12 protein-coding genes are annotated in these 17862 nt (G+C 39.4%); 10 read left to right on the top strand and 2 right to left on the bottom strand.

Going from position 1 to position 17862, the window contains the following annotated elements:
- The first annotated feature begins 37 nt into the window (after nt 1-37).
- From ACFINH_RS06355 to ACFINH_RS06370, 4 genes are all read left to right on the top strand, one after another.
- The gene (locus tag ACFINH_RS06355; protein ID WP_375632427.1) at nt 38-1222 is read left to right on the top strand and encodes a COG4223 family protein; all 1185 of its coding nucleotides are present in this window, start codon (nt 38-40) and stop codon (nt 1220-1222) included.
- Between the two features lie 11 nt (nt 1223-1233).
- The gene (locus tag ACFINH_RS06360; protein WP_375632428.1) at nt 1234-2793 is read left to right on the top strand and encodes a heme biosynthesis protein HemY; all 1560 of its coding nucleotides are present in this window, start codon (nt 1234-1236) and stop codon (nt 2791-2793) included.
- A gap of 146 nt (nt 2794-2939) precedes the next feature.
- The gene (locus ACFINH_RS06365; RefSeq protein ID WP_375606037.1) at nt 2940-3686 is read left to right on the top strand and encodes a glutamine amidotransferase; all 747 of its coding nucleotides are present in this window, start codon (nt 2940-2942) and stop codon (nt 3684-3686) included.
- A gap of 798 nt (nt 3687-4484) precedes the next feature.
- Nucleotides 4485-5471, top strand: coding sequence for a DUF2125 domain-containing protein (locus tag ACFINH_RS06370; protein WP_375632429.1), 987 nt, complete (start codon nt 4485-4487; stop codon nt 5469-5471).
- 1304 nt (nt 5472-6775) lie between these two features.
- On the opposite strand, the gene ACFINH_RS06375 is transcribed toward ACFINH_RS06370, so the two are convergent.
- Nucleotides 6776-11485 (bottom strand): NAD-glutamate dehydrogenase, encoded by a 4710-nt coding sequence (locus ACFINH_RS06375; RefSeq protein ID WP_375632430.1) that lies wholly within the window; start codon nt 11483-11485, stop codon nt 6776-6778.
- A 266-nt stretch (nt 11486-11751) separates the two neighbouring features.
- On the opposite strand from ACFINH_RS06375, the gene ACFINH_RS06380 reads away from it, so the two are divergent.
- From ACFINH_RS06380 to rpsP, 4 genes are all read left to right on the top strand, one after another.
- Nucleotides 11752-12408, top strand: coding sequence for a carbonic anhydrase (locus ACFINH_RS06380; RefSeq protein ID WP_375612226.1), 657 nt, complete (start codon nt 11752-11754; stop codon nt 12406-12408).
- 230 nt (nt 12409-12638) lie between these two features.
- Nucleotides 12639-14207, top strand: a complete 1569-nt coding sequence (ffh, locus tag ACFINH_RS06385) for a signal recognition particle protein (protein ID WP_273790300.1) — start codon at nt 12639-12641, stop codon at nt 14205-14207.
- Nucleotides 14208-14231: 24 nt separating this feature from the next.
- Nucleotides 14232-14561, top strand: a complete 330-nt coding sequence (locus ACFINH_RS06390) for a chorismate mutase (RefSeq protein WP_273790075.1) — start codon at nt 14232-14234, stop codon at nt 14559-14561.
- 16 nt (nt 14562-14577) lie between these two features.
- Nucleotides 14578-14952, top strand: coding sequence for a 30S ribosomal protein S16 (gene rpsP / locus ACFINH_RS06395; RefSeq protein ID WP_273787601.1), 375 nt, complete (start codon nt 14578-14580; stop codon nt 14950-14952).
- Nucleotides 14953-15087: 135 nt separating this feature from the next.
- Here the strand turns inward: rpsP and ACFINH_RS06400 are convergent, their stop codons facing one another.
- Nucleotides 15088-15303, bottom strand: coding sequence for a DUF1674 domain-containing protein (locus ACFINH_RS06400; RefSeq protein WP_273790074.1), 216 nt, complete (start codon nt 15301-15303; stop codon nt 15088-15090).
- An 83-nt stretch (nt 15304-15386) separates the two neighbouring features.
- Between ACFINH_RS06400 and htpX the strand changes: the two genes are divergently transcribed.
- Both htpX and ACFINH_RS06410 read left to right on the top strand, forming a co-directional pair.
- Nucleotides 15387-16433 (top strand): zinc metalloprotease HtpX, encoded by a 1047-nt coding sequence (htpX, locus tag ACFINH_RS06405; protein ID WP_375612723.1) that lies wholly within the window; start codon nt 15387-15389, stop codon nt 16431-16433.
- 47 nt (nt 16434-16480) lie between these two features.
- On the top strand, nt 16481-17845 hold the full coding sequence (locus ACFINH_RS06410; protein WP_375612722.1) for an RsmB/NOP family class I SAM-dependent RNA methyltransferase: 1365 nt from the start codon (nt 16481-16483) through the stop codon (nt 17843-17845).
- Nucleotides 17846-17862 lie beyond the last annotated feature (17 nt).

A 17862-nucleotide genomic window follows, 5' to 3' on the forward strand; every position in this document is an offset into this window, starting at 1 on the left:
TTATCATTAAAAAAAGTGTGCACGAAAAGTGACAGAGATGGTCGATTCTTCAAAACCAAAAGTTAAACCACATTATGCTGGTACGCGCCGTAAGAAACCAGTTATTGAACATGAAGCTGTTCCCCATGATTCAGAGGAAAAAATCCATAATTCTGTAGAATCTCATGCGCGAGAAAAACAGAATATGCAAGGTCAGGATAAAAGTATCTCTAGTACAACTTGGCTTTTCTTGTCCCTTTCTGGGATTTTGGGAGGATTCATTGCTTTGGGAGTTTTTATGGGGCTTCAATGGGCTGGTTTTTTTCCTTCTCCTTTTGTGGAAAATTCTGCTGGAGGAGAAAAAGCTTTGCAGATTGCTGAAGCCGCAAAAAGTCAAGGTGAAGACACAAAGGAACAATTGAGGCGGGTCTTTCAAGAAATTGATACGTTAAAAACAGAGTTTTCTTCTTTTTCATCACAACAGTTTAAAACAACGAAAAATGATGAACTATCGAAAGAAGAAAGCAAAAAAGCTTTTGCGATTTTAGAGGAAAAAGTAAAAGCTCTTGAAGAAACTGTACAAACTTTTGTTAGAAAGTCGAAAGAGATAGAGACGGCTTTGTCTGTTGGGCAGAGCAATGCAAATGATCTTGCTGCGTTAAAACAACAGTTAGAAGCACTACAGGAAGAAACTGCTGTTAAAAATAGTGAGAAAAAAGAAATAGATACCGCGCTCTTTACTGCAATTAGTTCATTAAAAAATGCTATAGAGCGTGGTGGATCTTATAATAATGAATTAAAGCTGTTACAACAATTATCGCCTTCGATTAATGGACTTGATGTGTTGCAAAAAACAGCTACTGTGGGTCTTCCAAGTTCAGCACAACTTTCAGTTGATTTTTCTCATGTTGCCGATGCAATTGTTGGTACGCAAAATCTTGTTGCGTCAGATGCTGGTTTTTTTGACCGAATTTTAGCATGGATAAAAGGGCTTATTGTTTCGCGACCGATTGGAAATGTTGAAGGGCCAACCCTGGGGGCTATTGCGGCACGCATGGAAGTTGCCATTCAAGCTGGTGATTACGAAAAGGCTTTGAGCGAATGGCAATCATTGCCTCAAAGTGCAAAAGATGTTTCAATGGATTTTGTTAAGCAGCTTGAAAGACATATTGCTATTCAACAGTTGTTGCAGCAATTGTTATTGTCTGTGCAACAAGGATCTTTTAAAGCAACAAAGATGTAAATAGGCCCAAGATGATACGTGTTTTTATTTATATTTTTGTTGTTTGTATCCTCGGTTTAGCTTTCACGTGGGTAGCTAATCACAATGGTATTTTTGTTCTCACATTTTTGCATTTCAGATTTTCTGCTTCATTTCTTACAGTGTTAAGTGTGCTTATTTTATTTTTTGTAACGCTGGTGCTTTTATGGTGGTTATTGTCTTTCTTTTTTTCCATACCGAATGCTCTTTCCAATTATTTTTATAAACGCCATCAAAAGCGTGGTTACGAAGCTCTTTCAAAGGGGATTCTTGCAACTTTTGCTGGTGATAGTATGGTTGCGCAAAAAATGGAAGCACGTGTTGCTAAATATCTTGCAGGGAAACAAGAGCCATTGGTAAAACTCTTACAAGCGCAAACCTTGTCTTTACAAAATGACTCTGTTCGCGCCATCGGTCTTTATGAAGAGATGAGAAAGGAAGATCCGACAAAACTGGTTGGACTTTATGGTTTGTTTCGTGAAGCAATGAAGAGTAAAGCTTATGAGGCAGCGCAACAATATGCTGAAGAGGCACTGACTTTATCGCCAGCACTTTTATGGGCGCATCAGGCGGTGCTTGATCGGTTAAGTACTGAGGGTAAATGGGATAAGGCACTTACTATTTTTGAAAGAACGCAAAAAGCTCTCCCGCGTTCTATTCGCGCGATTCCAGAGCGGCAGCATATACAGGTTTTACTACTAAGTGGGCAGGCACTTTCTTTGTTTGATACACATCCTGTACAAGCACGTGAAGCTATTTTGAAAGCCCATAAATTGGCGCCTGATTTTGTTCCAATAATAGTTATTGCTGCTGATATTCTTTATAAATTAAACGAAACGCGTAAAGCGGATAAAATGATTATAGCGGCTTGGCAAAAGGAGCCTCATCCTGACTTGGGAGCGCTTTATCTTGAAAGAGAAGAAGGAGCCATTGGGCGATTGAAAAGGGCTAAGACACTTGCTTCTTATAATAAAGATGCATTTGAGTCGGCTTTCCTTATTGCTAAAGCAGCTTTGGATGCTGGTGAAACAGCATTAGCAAGAGAGAAGGCACAAAAAGCATTACAATGTCATCCACGGGAAAGTGTTTATTTATTGTTGGCAGATATTGAAGAGGCACAGGGAAACAATCAAGGTGCTGTGCGTCAATGGCTTTCTTTAGCACTTCGTGCTGAACGTGATCCAGTGTGGATGTGTGATGGGGCCATTTTTTCTTCTTGGTCAGTGGTTTCTCCAATCAGTGGACGTTTGGGCTGTTTTGAATGGAAGGCGCCTCCTTGTATGCCTTCTCTCACATTAGAGGCGGACAATATTGTGTCGAAAAGGCAAGACAAAGAGTATGTTATGGGAAAAAGTGATGATGTTGGAGATAAGAAGCTTGAAAAATTAACACCTATAGATGATTCTCTTTTGCATAATGTGCAGGTGGAGAAACAAGATATAAAAGAAAAAGATGTAAAAATGTTCAGTCAAACTCACTTAAATGTTGATGATCCAGGGGTTAAAACAGAAGAAGAAACATCTTTATCGAGGAAAAAATTTCGTTTATTTTAAATTGCACCAATGTGATAATACGAATGTTTTCTCAGAAGAAACAATTGACCTAGAAGAAAAAATATCGTTAGTCTTGTCCAATAAAATTATTCTCTTATGCTTTAAAAATAAAGTTTTGCTTGGTAGCAGAGGTGATTGGTTAAAAAATGTTTTTAAATCAGAGATGTCTTGATAAAAAACAAAAAAATAACAAACCAAGGATTGCTGTCGTTATTCATCGGCGCTCTACCTATACTGGTCGGTTGGGAAAATTTTTACAACAAAATGGTTTTGTTCTTGATATTTATCGTCCTATTTTTGGACAAAAACTCCCTGATACATTAGAGCATTATGCCGGCGTTGTTATTTTAGGGGGACCGATGAGTGTGAATGACAGCGAAGCCTATATTGGTGAGGAAATTGATTGGATTTCGTTATCACTAAAGGAAAATAAGCCTTTTTTGGGTATTTGTCTTGGAGCACAAATGTTAGCGCGAAATCTAGGGGGGCGCGTTGGTACAAGAAGTGATGGGACTGTTGAAGTCGGCTGGTATCCACTAGAAGCAACCCCACAAGGGAAGGAATTGATGAATTGGCCAGAGATGGTCTACCATTTCCATGATGAAGGTATTTATGATTTACCGAAAGAGGCAATGCTTTTGGCAACAGGGAATACATATCCTACACAAGCTTTTCGTTATGGAAACAATGCATGGGGCTTGCAGTTTCATGCTGAATTTACACGCGCTATGATGCGGCGTTTGGTCGTGCGTTCGGCACATAAATTGACTGAAAAAGGTGCTCAACCTGCTTGTGCACATTTGAAAGGTCGTTTAATCTATGATCGAGCTTTGAGCCAATGGTTTGAAAGCGCATTACACCAGATTTTTTGTACACCGCCCGTACTTGTGTGATTGTTGACAACGAATTGATTTATATAGGTAATTCACGGTTTTGTATATTGAATGAGAACCCCGAATATAGTAAGGTTTTTTCATTCCAAACCTGTGTATGTTGACTCAATAAAAACCTCTTGTTTGCATGTCACAAGTAGGGCTGGCGTGTGGGCAAAAACTGTATAAGAAAAGACTAAAAATGCTTCTTATGAACTGTCTTAAGTGCCAAGGGCTGTCGCAACATTTGGGGGCTAGCCAAATATAATGATGGTGCTGGCTTTGGGGTCTCCATAAGCGTAAAGATGGGGGGCTCAATGGCTTTATCGTTAAGAAACACTATTCATTATCATTTTTGTTGTGCTGTAAAACAGTATGGTTTAAGCTAGAGGTAGAAAATCTATGTAAAACTTTACACATGAGGTGTTTTTTGTTAAAGGGTGTAATGGGTTTTTTTTAAGAAAATCTTGTTTATTGAGCTTATGAGATACTGTACTTTAGAACGATGTATAGGGACTTCTTGAAGTGATCAGTAGATAAAATCCGGTCGATTAAGAAGTTGGATTGTGTATAAACTGAACGTGGTTGGGAATCTTTATCCTTTTTAGGGTGGGGAGGAAGTTAAGAGATAAAGAAAGTTTGAATATTGTCTAAATCCTTTCAAATACCATCATCACAAAAAAGTTTTTCTTTGAGTTATTTAATTTGTGGGCTCTTTTGTCTTGCTCTGATATTTATTTATAGCGCACTCTGGTTTTTTTTTCGCGTAAAATAGAAGACTATGTTTCTAATATATTCACAAAAGTATCTTCCCATAATATGGCGGCGGTATGTGAGAATGTGCACAAGGATGGTTATCCTTTACGTGTCGGTGTTGTTTGTGACAAGTTTCAATTTTCTTGGCCTTTACATGGAGTTTCTTTATCGACGGGGCGTTTGACAGCTGGTGCACCAATTTACGCACCTCATTTGGTCGAGTTTAATGTTCATTCTCCTGCATTAATTGTTTTTTCCGGAAAAACTCCCATAGTATCGCATTGGCGCAATTTGGTGATTGAAACAGAGCCTTATTGGAAAACGGGTAAAACATTGAAGTTTATAGCTGAAGGGCTTGAGATTTCATCTTTTTCCTCTTCCCCTGAAGATCAAAAGCTTCAAGAAGCATTAAGAGCACCAACGACAGATAAAAAAACGACACAAGAAAATATTGAAGATCCGGCATCTTTGCAAAATACGCATGACGTGATTATTCAGCCGTTAGAGCCACAAGACATGCCTCAAAAAATAACGGCAGAATTTTTTCGACTTGATCTTAAACATGAAAAGAATGATTTATCGGGACATATAACTTTTGACGGTTTTGATGCTTCTCCCTTTTTAAAATCTTCTTTTGTTGATATTCCTAAAATTGATGGCAATTTGAAATGGATTTTAAATGATGCCTCTCTTCTGTTTGAACATGAAGAAAAAAATTGGCAACAGCGACTGTATGGAAAAAGTGGACTTTTAAAGCAAGGTGAATTGACTTTTCATACAGGTGGTGCAGTGCGTATTAGTGGACCTTTTTCTTTTGATGATGAAGGATATTTGACAGCAAAATTTGAACTTGTCCTTATTCAGTCCATGAAGCTTCTTGACACTCTGCAGCGCTTATTTCCCGCGCAAGCCAATAATCTTCAAGCGTTATTTTTTATTTTGGGTGCTTTGCCTAAAAATGCGGACGGCGCTCCCGTTCTTTCCTTGCTCATTAACAATGGGTGGGTAAAACTGGGATTTTTAAAACTTGGTCGTCTTGCTCCACTTTAGGTGTTGTACCAAAGCCTTTTTTCATTTTTACTACCAAATTTCGATTTTTTCTGATTTTCATACTTTTTTACAATTTTAGAGTGTCAAAATCTATTTTAACAAAATGCGTATTTAATGGTAAAAAAAATAGCTATAAAAATAAAAAATTACCACCTACTCCTAACTCGTCCAACCTCTTTTCACTTAGTACAAAATCTTATATCAAACTACATATAGTAACAGTGTTTGTATGGAAAAAGTGGCATTTTAAAGTATGCTGAATTGCCTTTTTATACAGGTGGTGTGGTTCTTGTTAGGAACCTTTTTCTTTATATATGGAATGAGCATATTGCATATATCTGTTTGGGTGTAACCTCTTAAAACAAGTAAATAGCCTAGTTGGAGGAAGATATGAAGTTGTAAAGGGGAAAATCAACATCCATCTTTACTGTCATTTTTTATTCGATTTTACGCATTTCAAAAGCAGTTACAGTTATATCTTTTAAATAATGGATTAAGCTTATCCTTTTATTTCTGATATTTTTTAATGAAGCTATATGTCTTCCACGTAAAACAGAATATATTTGTATTGCATATTTACGCATTTATTAAAAAAAATATTTCTCAGTGCTTGCTATTTCACGATGTCGCCTATGAATGGTATAACGATAAAGCCATTAAGCACCACCATCTTTTCGGTTATGGACTAACAAGCTAGGGGGAATAACCATCATATTATATTTGCTAATTCTCAATCTTACTGTAGTTTTTAGCACTTGAGGCGGTTTATGAGGGGCATTTTTAGTCCTTTCTTTACTGTTTTTATCTATTCGGCTTTCGCATTTGCAATATGCAAGGGGAAATGGGGTTAATTGATTGAATATAAACAGATTTTAAATGAGACAAATTTAGAATATCGAATTATCAGTCATCATAAAAATGATAAAATTATAACTGTAAATCAATATATTATATTTTTATGATGAAGGATATTTGACAGTAAAATTTGAGTTTATTTTTAGTGCTCTGTCTAAAAATGCGGGATAGCGCCTCCGTTCTTTCCTTGCTGCTTCGTCATGGATGGATAGAACGGAGCAAAAGCTTAGCTGTTTTGTACTGCTTTTAAGTCTGAAAGTTTATGTTTTTAGGGTGAGAAATCAATCCTGTTGTTTTTTTGAAATTGTTGCAAACAATTCTATTGTGATAAATAGCGAGATTTTTATTTTTGGTGTTATGTCTAAAATGCAAACTTCTGCTCTGTCTTAGTTGGTTTGTTGTGGTGGTGGGATAGAACGGGAGATTGAGAGGGTCGTTTTGTATTTTCTTTAGGTTTGAAAGCCAATATTTTGAAGTTGAGAAATCAATCCTGCTGCAAAAGTAAAACGAGAAATATTGAGATCATTTTCAATAAGGGCGCTAATGCGGTTTGTAATGTTGTGAATATGATCTTCTTCTGTTTTTTTCCAAGTGTCAAAAGGATCTTTTTTCTTTCCATAATTTTTGAGGATTTTCATAACGATTTGCCGAAAGCTTTCAGAAACATTTTCTTTGGCTTGGCTTAAAGCCATACTATCATAATAATCTACTACAGGAATTATACGACTTGCTTCGTTAATGCGGTTTATACGAATGATTTGCGCAAGTGAAAAGTAGATCTCTGCAGTTTTAATAAGATCACTGTTGCTTTTTTTTGCAATTAAAGAAATATCACAGATTGTTGAAGCAGCTTCCAAGAGGGCTAATTGTTTCGCTAATGCTTTTGGTGCTCCCTCTTCGCTGTAGTGTAATGCTTTTTCTTCAATCTTTTGCTTAATATCGTTGTCGTGAGAATGCATAAGCTCTTTTTCAATAACGCTACGGGCTTGCTTTATTGTTTTTACAATTTCTTCTAGTGGACGTGAGAGATCTATGTTGTGCAAACCCCAATTGGTTGTTTCAAAGAGCATTGGGGTCATTGTTGCGTAGAATTTATTTTGGACAAGACCGGGTATTTTATTATCAAGCTTATCAATTTGCTCAGACAATTGAGGAATTTCGAAACCATCGCGGATGGCAATAAAAACGCGAATAATATTTTCAGTCTTTTGTTCTGTTGCATCGTGTAGTCTATTAACAAAAGTGGGGCCTCCACGATTTACAATATCGTTGGCAATCAGCGTTGCGATAATATTACGACGCAATTGATGGTTAATAACTTCCTTCTTAAAATTTTCTTGAATTTGGGTTGGAAAATAGTTCAGCAGGGCTGTATTGAAATAGTGATCATCAACAATGGGGCTATTAGCAATTTCTTCTTTTAAGGTCAATTTAGCATAGGCAAAAATAACGGCGAGTTCTGGACGGAGAAGACCTTTGCCTTGGGTTGTTCTTTGTCGTAAAATTTGCTCATCAGGGAGTATTTCAACTCTGCGATCTAGAAGCTTTTTTTGTTCCAAATCGTGCATAAAGCGTATTTGATAGGGCAAATCAGTAGTGCTTTGGTTTTCCGCCAAAGAAAGCGCAAGAGGTTGTAGATAATTGTTACGCAAGACGAGTTGCTCGACTTGAGGCGTCATTTTTTTCAAGAGCTTATTGCGATCTTCGCGGGTTAACGTTTTGGCACGTAGTGCTGATGCAAGAACAATTTTGAGATTGACCTCAATATCAGAACAATTCACACCAGCAGAATTGTCAATGGCATCCGTGTTGCATCGACCACCATTTAAGACATATTCAATCCGTCCACGTTGTGTAACACCAAGATTAGCTCCTTCACCAATAATTTTTGCACGCACTTGTTCTCCGGTAATGCGTATTGCATCATTTGCGCGATCACCTACTTGGGCATCATTTTCTGTTGCAGCACGTATATAAGTACCAATGCCACCGAACCATAAAAGATCAACAGGGGCTTTGAGAAGAGCAGAGATAATTTCAAAGGGTGTTCCTGTTTGTTTTTCGAAACCAATGGCTTGTGCTGCTTCAGGTGAGAGAGTAATGGTTTTTTCTTTTCGTGAGAAGATACCACCGCCCTTTGATAATTTGGTTTTATCGTAATCCTGCCAGCTTGAGCGAGGCAGTTTGAAGAGACGCGTACGCTCTACATAGCTTTCGTCTATGTTCGGATCTGGATCAATAAAGATATCGCGGTGATCAAAAGCGGCAATCAATTTTGTTTGTTTGGAAAGCAGCATTCCATTGCCAAAGACATCACCAGACATATCGCCAACACCGACACAGGTGAAGGGCGTTGTTTGAATATCGTAATTAAATGATTCTCTAAAATGTCTTTTGACGGCTTCCCATGCACCTTTAGCTGTAATACCAATGTCTTTGTGGTCGTAACCTGCTGAACCTCCAGAGGCAAAAGCATCATCAAGCCAAAAGTGGTTTGCTTGGCTGATGGCGTTGGCTGTATCAGAAAAAGTTGCTGTTCCTTTGTCCGCCGCAACAACAAAATAGGGGTCAGGGTCATCATGACAGATGACATTGTGGGGAGAACTTATTTTGCCGTTAATCAGATTGTCTGTAATGGAGAGCAAAGCTGTTATAAAGTCTGTATAAGCTTGTCGTGCTGCTTCTATGATGACAGCACGGTCATTTGTTTGGGGAAGCCGATGGGGATAGAATCCACCTTTTGCACCTGCAGGAACGATAACCGCATTTTTAACTTGTTGGGCTTTGACTAAGCTAAGCACTTCGGTGCGGTAATCTAATGCACGGTCAGACCAACGAATGCCGCCACGAGCGATAGGTCCAAAACGCAAATGGACCCCTTCAACTTCTGGTCCATAAACAAAAATTTCTCGGTAAGGGCGCGGTTCAGGCAAACCTTCAATCTGGCGTGGATTTAATTTGGTGGCTAAAATACGCCGTGGACTTCCATCAGGAAGAGGCGTAAAGGCATTCGTTCGTAAACTCGCCTCGATAAGGTTACAATAACGGCGTAAAATGAGATCATCATCTAAACCAGAGACTTTCCGTAATTTTTCTTCAATGCGCTTTTGAATAACTTGTTGGTTTTTTTCTCGTTCTTTTTCTGTATGGCTTTGATGAAATTTTAAATGAAATAAAGCATAAAGATCTTGGGTAATGTCAGGATAAGCATTTAAAGTTTGGGCAACGCGATCTTGCGAATAAGGAATTCCAGCTTGTTGGAGATAGCGCCCATAATGGCGCAAAATAACAATTTCATGCCAATCAAGCTCAGCTGTTTGGGTGAGAGCATTAAAGCCGTCATTATCAGCATTTTGTGCCCAAATGGCTTCAAAGGTTTCGGCGTGTTTTTGACCGTCTTTTTCAAAATCGATACAGCGTTGGAAAGTACTTTCTAGCTGCATATCATGAAGATACACAGAGCGTCCATTGCCATCTGGTAATTCAAGGGTTTGTTCAGCAATAACGCGAAACCCCATATTTTCAAGGAGTGGTACACGTTTGGAAAGGGCAAGTGCTTCATGGCGGTGAAAAAGCCGAAGAGAAATGCACTGTTTTTCTTTGTTTTGTGCGTGATAAAAGATCACGAAAAGGGGCTTTTCATCATGAAGACTTAGAATATGTCCGGCATCGTTAATAGCGTTTTCAGCTGAAAATAAATCACGATAGCTGTTGGGGAATTCACTGGCTAGACGTGTTTGTTGCTCTGTTATTTTCTTGTTAAGAGCGATGGCTTGAACCCTGTCTTCCCAACTTCGTGCAATCGAACGTACATGTTGTTCAAGTGTGGAGCGCTCGTGAAGGGGAACAGTTTCGTTTCCTTTGCGATGGATGATATAATAGACACGTATAAGGGTACTTTCCAAAAATAGCGGATAAGATTCAAAAAAGTCACCTTTATAAAGCTCTACAAAATGTTCGCCAACTTTTTCACGCAGGCTGCTGCTATATTGGTCACGCGGTACGTAGACAAGGATAGAAACAAAGCGTCCAAAAGAATCAGTGTGGGCAAGAACCCGTAAACGTGGGCGTTCATCTAATTGTAGAATAAGCTTAGTGTTTTCTGTCAATGTATCAACATCAGAGCGAAACATTTCATCTCTTGGATAGGTTTCTAAAGCACTGATGAGTGCTTTTCCTGAATAATCGGCGTGATTGTGTCCAAGACGTTGAATAATAGTTCGGGCTTTTTCTTTTAAGAAAGGAATTTGCAAAATAGAACGTGTATAAGCTGAGGAGGTAAAAAGCCCTACAATGCGTAATTCTCCACAGAGTTGGTTTTCTTTATCAAAGATTTTAAGACCAATATAATCGAGCCAAACAGAACGGTGAATTTTGGAGCGGCTGTTCGCTTTTGTCACGATAAACAGATTATCGCTTTCCATGAAGGATAAAACTTCTTGAGGAGGTTCTTTCATACTTTTATCGTCAACAATATGAATAGAAGCATCCGTGAGTATACCAAGTTCAATATTACTTGCCGTAAAGGATTTTAGGGGTTTTTGGTCTTTAATGAAGTTGTAAGTGCGCATACCAAGGAAAATGAAATTATCGTCCATTAGCCAGTGAAGAAACTCAATGGCCTTTTCGCCTTCTTGTTTGTAGTGCGGGGGAAGACTTATTTGGTAGGCATGAATATGCTTTTCAACTTCTTCAAGCATAGGTTTCCAGTCTTGTACAGCAGCATTAACCTGTTCAAGAACTAAGGTGAGTTCATTTTCAAGTTTTTGTATTTGCTGTTTGTTTAATGACTCGATGTGAATTTGCATCAGACTGATGCGTTTTCCAGAAGCACAATCAATAATGGGGTGTGCAATCAAATAGATATGGTTTTTGTGTTGATTAAAAACATTTAAAATAGAATCCAGAAGGAAGGGTTTGTTATCATTGACAAGCGTGATAACGGTTATAGGTTTGTTACTGCGGGTTAAATTTTGCTCAAAGCAGATGGTATTTTTTCCCGTCTGATGGAGATTAAAAGCTTTTACCGCGATGGCTGTGGCTTTTTGAAGTTCTTCATTTTCATAATAAGCAATATCTTCTTTATCGGTTTGGGCAAAAAGGATTTGTTCTATTTTATCTTGGGTGTTTTTTGTCTCTGTTTTTTTTTGGTGCAACACATTCACTCTCCCTTTTTGCTCTTAAGGGGTCTTTATTAAAAGCAGACCATTATATTTTTTATATACTGTAACACCTTCTTTCTAAAGAAAATAGCTCTTTATTTGGAAAGAATGAGTTTGTTTTTGCTATTTTTTAGTAATATTTTGTACTTTAAAGAAATATTTTGCTTCAAGGAAAGGGCGCTTTTAGTATTTTTGTATGTTAATAGTTTGTTTTTTAAAATATACAAAATGAAAGTAAAAAAAGAAGCAAAAGTAAAGAGAGAATGGCGCATTTACCAGAAAGACTTTTAAGTGGTTACCAAAACTTTATAAACAATCATTTTTTATATAAAATAGCAGATTATCAGCAATTGGCGATTGAGGGGCAGAAACCTGAAGTTTTGGTCATTGCTTGTTGTGATTCGCGTGCAGTACCAGAAATGATTTTTGATGCTAAGCCAGGGGAAATTTTCACTCTGCGCAACGTGGCGAATGTGGTTCCTCCTTTTTCTCCTGATGACCAATATCACGCAACATCAGCAGCTCTTGAATATGCTGTGCAATTGCTTGAGGTGAGACATATTGTCGTTTTTGGTCATGCCCATTGTGGAGGCATTCGTACTGCTCTTAATGAGACATATAAATCTTTATTATCAAATGATTTTATCGGTCAATGGATAAGTCTTTTAGCACCAGCAGCAGAAATCGTTTTGAATAATAAGTCGTTGTCTTGGCCAGAAAAACAGACGGCATTAGAGCAGCTTTCTATTCGCCATTCGTTGAGAAATTTAGAGACGTTTCCGTGGATAAAGCTTCGCAAAGATCAAGGTTTTTTGACATTGCATGGTGTTTGGTTTGATATCTCTAGCGGAAAATTATGGAGCATGGAACAGGAAACAGGTTGTTTTATGCGTGTTGAAGTTGAAAGTTTTGAAGTATAGTATTTGTTGTTTTTATTTCTTCGTATAAAAAGATATTTTATGATAAAACTTGACAAAGCTGGGGTTTTATTGTTTGAAGGAGCAAGCTTTCAGTGACAAAATTAACTTGGAGCCACCGACTGAGACCCCAGTTTAAGGGTATAAAGAGATCTCAGAGGTCAACATCCGACGGCGCGATGCGTTCTCGGATGCTATTTTGGTTTGTTTGTTATGCAACAATGAGGTAAATGATGTTTGAATCCTTGCAAGAGCGACTTGGTTCTATCCTGTCTCATTTGACGGGACGTGGCGCTTTATCGGATCAGGATGTTGTAGAGGCGCTGCGTGAAATTCGTCGCGCTTTATTGGAAGCTGATGTTGCTCTTGATGTTGTGCGCTCTTTTACCGATAGAGTTCGGGAAAAAGCTGTTGGGGCCGAAATCGTTAAATCAATTAAACCAGGCCAAATGGTGGTTAAAATTGTTCATGATGAATTGGTTCATATTCTTGGAAATGAAAGCGTTCTGAGTGATTTAAATGCACCAGCTCCAGTTGTTATCATGATGACTGGTTTGCAAGGTTCGGGAAAAACAACCACAACAGCAAAGCTTGCAAAACGTTTTACTGATAAGCACAATAAAAAAGTTCTCATGGCGTCATTAGATACACGCCGTCCCGCTGCACAGGAGCAATTGCGCCAATTGGGAGAACAGGCAAAACTTGCAAGCTTGCCTATTATTGCGGGTCAGCTGCCTGTTGATATTGCATCACGTGCCGTACAGGCTGCTAAATTGGGTGGTTATGACGTGCTTCTTCTTGACACAGCAGGACGTAATCATATTGATGAAGCTTTGATGCTCGAATTGGCTGAAATTAAAGCATGTTCCCTTCCTCATGAGATTATGTTGGTGGCTGATAGTTTGACGGGGCAAGATGCCGTTCATCTTGCTCGTTCTTTTGATGAGCGTGTAGGGATTACGGGGATTATTTTAACACGTATGGATAGTGATGGGCGTGGTGGCGCTGCTCTTTCTATGCGTGCTGTTACAGGTAAACCAATTAAAGCAATTGGAACTGGTGAAAAAATAGATGCTTTAGAAGAATTTCATCCCAGTCGTATTGCTGATCGTATTCTCGGAATGGGGGATATTGTTTCTTTGGTTGAAAAAGCTGCTGAAACAATGGATCACGAGAAAGCTGCTGCTTTTGCAAAAAAAATGCAAGCTGGAAAATTTGATCTGAATGATCTTGCAGAACAGTTGCAGAAAATGAAAAAACTGGGTGGAATGGGCGGTATTATGGGCATGTTGCCAGGAATGGGGAAGGTCAAAGAGCAGATTGCGGCTGCGGGGTTTGATGATCGTTTGTTTGATCGTCAATTGGCCATTATTTCATCTATGACACCCAAAGAGCGGGCGAATCCAGAGCTTTTAAAACATAGCCGCAAACAACGAATTGCTAAGGGGTCTGGTACGACAGCGGCTGATATTAATAAACTTTTGAAGATGTATCGCCAAATGGCTGATATGATGAAAGCCATGGGTGGTAAAGGAAAAAGTGGTTTTATGGGAAAGATGTTGGGAGGCCTTGGTTCCAAAATGGGTTTTGGTGGTATGGGAAACTTGGGAGGGGATTCTCCAGCTATGCCGGATTTGTCGGGATTGGATCCAAAGCAATTCTCAACGCTTCAAAAGCAAATTGAAAATGGTAATGGAGGGAAGCTCTTGCCCGGACTTCCCAAGCGTGGACCTACATTTCCTGGTCTTTCCAATGGCATTGTCGATGGGGGAAATTTTCCTCAGCATCCTAAGAAAAAATAAGATGTAAAGAGGGAAAGGAATATAATGCAGGAAACAGTATTAAACGAATTGGCACATTTACGAGCATCCATTGATAATTTTGATGCAACTTTGATTCATATCTTAGCAGAGCGGTTTCGTTGTACGAAAGCTGTTGGGCGCTTAAAAGCGCGTTATGATTTACCTAAAGTAGATCCTCTGCGTGAGCAATATCAGGTAGCGCGTTTGCGGCAATTGGCTATGGATAGTGATCTTGATCCTGATTTTGCTGAAAGATTTTTAAAATTTATTATTAAAGAAGTTGTGAGTCATCATGAAGTTATTGCTGAAGAGCAAAAAACAAAAAAAGTCAATTTAAACGAAAGCCAGAGCTGACAATAGGAGATAAAATATGGCATTGAAAATTCGTTTGTCCCGTGGAGGTTCAAAAAAACGTCCTTACTATCATATCGTCGTTGCAGATGTTCGTAGTCCGCGCGATGGGCGGTTTCTTGAACGTGTTGGTGCATGGGATCCAATGTTGCCTAAAGATGGACCGAGGGTGAAACTTAATGAAGAACGTATCCAATATTGGCTTGGGCAAGGGGCTCAACCAACAGATCGCGTTTTACGGTTTTTAGATGCAGCTGGCTTGAAAAAGCGTCCAACTCGTAATAATCCACATAAAGGTGAACCGGGTAAAAAAGCACAAGAACGTATAGCAGCAGCAAAGCAAGCAGCAGAAGAAGCAGCGGCAGCGGCTGAAGCAGAATCTGCTTCAGCATAAGAAGCATGGTTGTTTAATCAATGTGTTTTTAAAAGCTTTAGAAAAATAAATATTATCCGTTTTTGTCTATCAAAAACGGATTTTCATTAAAAAGCTGCTTGTTTAAATTGCGCCGTTTTTTTTAAATCAATGGTTTTAAAAATCAATGGCGCGGCCTTTAATTTCCCAGTCTCCATAGCGGGAAGGGTCTTTGCCGCCGCGTCCGCCGTTTTCTAAAGGTTGTTCTTTTTTTGCTGCGCGTTTTCGTCTTTCTTCAGCTTCTTTAAGGGCGCGTTGTGCTGCGGGAGAAAGAGATTGCTGTTTAACGACAGTTGCATTTTTTTTGCTTGTTTTCTCATCTTTTTTATTCATTTTACACCTATTCCATTGAAGAAGCAGAAAGAAAACACCATCATATAGTATTGATTGACTTTTATCATGGAGTTTTTTGAGTAATGAATATAATGCGTACAGCTATGCTTTTGGCTTTTTTAACTGCTCTCTTTATGGGAGTTGGTTATCTTGTTGGAGGGGGCGGTGGCATGGTCATTGCTCTTTTGATGGCAAGTGGTTTAAACTTTTTTTCTTATTGGAATTCAGATAAAATCGTTTTACGCATGTACGGGGCGCGTGAAGTTGATCAGCATTCAGCACCAGTTTATTATAAGATTGTAAGCGATTTAGCACAAAAGGCTTCTCTTCCTCAACCAAAGGTTTATGTTATTGAGAATGCACAGCCAAATGCTTTTGCAACGGGACGTAATCCGCAAAATGCAGCTGTTGCTGCAAGTACTGGGTTGTTAGAGCGGTTAAGCGCTGAGGAAATTGCCGGCGTTATGGCGCATGAGCTCGCACATATTGAGCATCGTGATACGTTAACAATGACTCTAACCGCAACGATTGCAGGGGCAATTTCAATGCTTGGTAATTTTGCTTTCTTTATGGGAGGACAGCGTAATTCTTCAGAAGATTCTCATGGCGCTGGGGCAATTGGAGGATTTATTGCATTGCTCGTGGCGCCTTTTGCAGCGATGCTGGTGCAAATGGCGATTAGCCGTACACGGGAATATGCTGCGGATCGTAGAGGGGCTGAAATATGTGGTAATCCTTTATGGTTGGCTTCGGCATTGCGTAAGATTGCTGATGGGGGACGTGGGGTATATAATGAAGAAGCAGAGCATAATCCAGCAACCGCGCATCTGTTTATTATTAATCCTTTGAGCGGTGAGGGAGCGGATAGTCTTTTTTCGACACATCCAGCAACTGCAAATCGTATCGCTGCTCTTTATCGGCAAGCAGAAGAGATGAAAGGGGCTCTTGCCAAAAGTGTGGGATGGAATAAAGAAGACGCTATACATGAAAAAAGCAGCGGGATGAACTATGGAGATTTTCATAGTGGTCAGGCTCATGCATTAGGTGAGCAAGAAAACAGTTCTTTTCAGCGTGTTACAAAACGTCCTTCTTGGCTTCGTTATGAAAATTCAAAAAGATCTCGTTCATAGAATTATTGAGAGAGCTCTTGAGAAAACTGTGATATAAAGGTGGTGTTTTGAAACACAAAAAAGCGGGGCATGTGTCTGAAAAAAATGTTCCAGGATTAGCTGTTCGACAGGTGTGTGTGCGTCTTTTGGGGGCGGTAGTTGATAAGTACACGCCTCTGTCTGGTTTGACGGATAATGAACACGGACATCCACAATATTTGAAGCTTTCACAACGAGATCGTTTGTTATGTCGGGCTATTTTAACAGCTTCATTGCGTCATCGAGGGCAGATTATGGCGGCTCTCTCACGCTTTTTGGCGCGTCCTTTGCCTTCACAAGCACTTTCACTTCAGCATCTTTTGCATATCAGTGTTGCACAAATTCTTTATCTTGATATTCCCGATCATGCGGCTATTGATTTAGCTGTGCGTGTGGCGAAACTTGATCCTCGAATGCGCCGTTTTTCAGGGGTGGTGAATGCTCTTTTGCGCAATGTTGCACGTGAGGCAGAGCCTTTACGCCAACAAGTTCCTACCATTGAAGGTGTGCCAGCGTGGTTTGGACAGCTTTTAATATCAGCTTATGGAACAGAAAAGGTACATCAGATTATCGCAATTCAAAGTGTGGAACCTCCTTTCGATTTGACAGTGAAATCTGATAGTGGTGGATGGGCTGAAAGGCTTGGCGGTGTGGTATTGCCCAATGGTTCTGTTCGATTGAAGCGTCTGGAGTGTTCTGTTTCTGATTTACCAGGCTATCGTGAAGGGTCTTGGTGGGTCCAAGATTTTGCAGCAGCTTTGCCTGCTTGTTTACTTGGGAGTATTGAGGGTAAACGCGTTGCTGATCTTTGTGCGAGCCCTGGAGGAAAAACAGCACAATTGGCTTTGCAAGGGGCTGAGGTGACTGCAATTGAGCTTTCTGCTAACCGCATAAAGCGTTTAAAAGAAAATATGGAACGGCTTCATTTTTCAGTTCATATTTGGCAGGGCGATGTGAAAAATTTCCATTCAACACAGCTTTTTGATGCGGTTCTTCTTGATGCTCCTTGTTCTTCTACAGGAACAATCCGTCGTCATCCAGATATTTTATGGACGAAATCGAGGGAAGATATCGTCAAGTTAGCGGCGTTGCAATATGATTTGCTTGTCGCAGCAATTTCTTTGGTAAAGGAGGGGGGGCGGATTGTTTTTTCCAATTGTTCATTGGCAAGAGAAGAAGGTGAAGATCTTATTGAGAAAATTTTATCGATACGCAATGACATTGTTTTAGACCCTATTTATCCAGAGGAAATGGGAGCACTGGAACATTTGCTTTGTGGGGGGATGTTACGGACAACGCCTGCGGATTTTTGTCATAAAAATTTTGATGCTGAGAAAACCGTATTTTTAGGAATGGATGGTTTTTTCGCTGCGCGCTTACGAAAAATTGCTTAATTAACGCTTCATTTACA

Origin of the sequence: Bartonella sp. AA74HLJMH, from assembly GCF_042197045.1 — a bacterium.
Lineage (GTDB): Bacteria > Pseudomonadota > Alphaproteobacteria > Rhizobiales > Rhizobiaceae > Bartonella.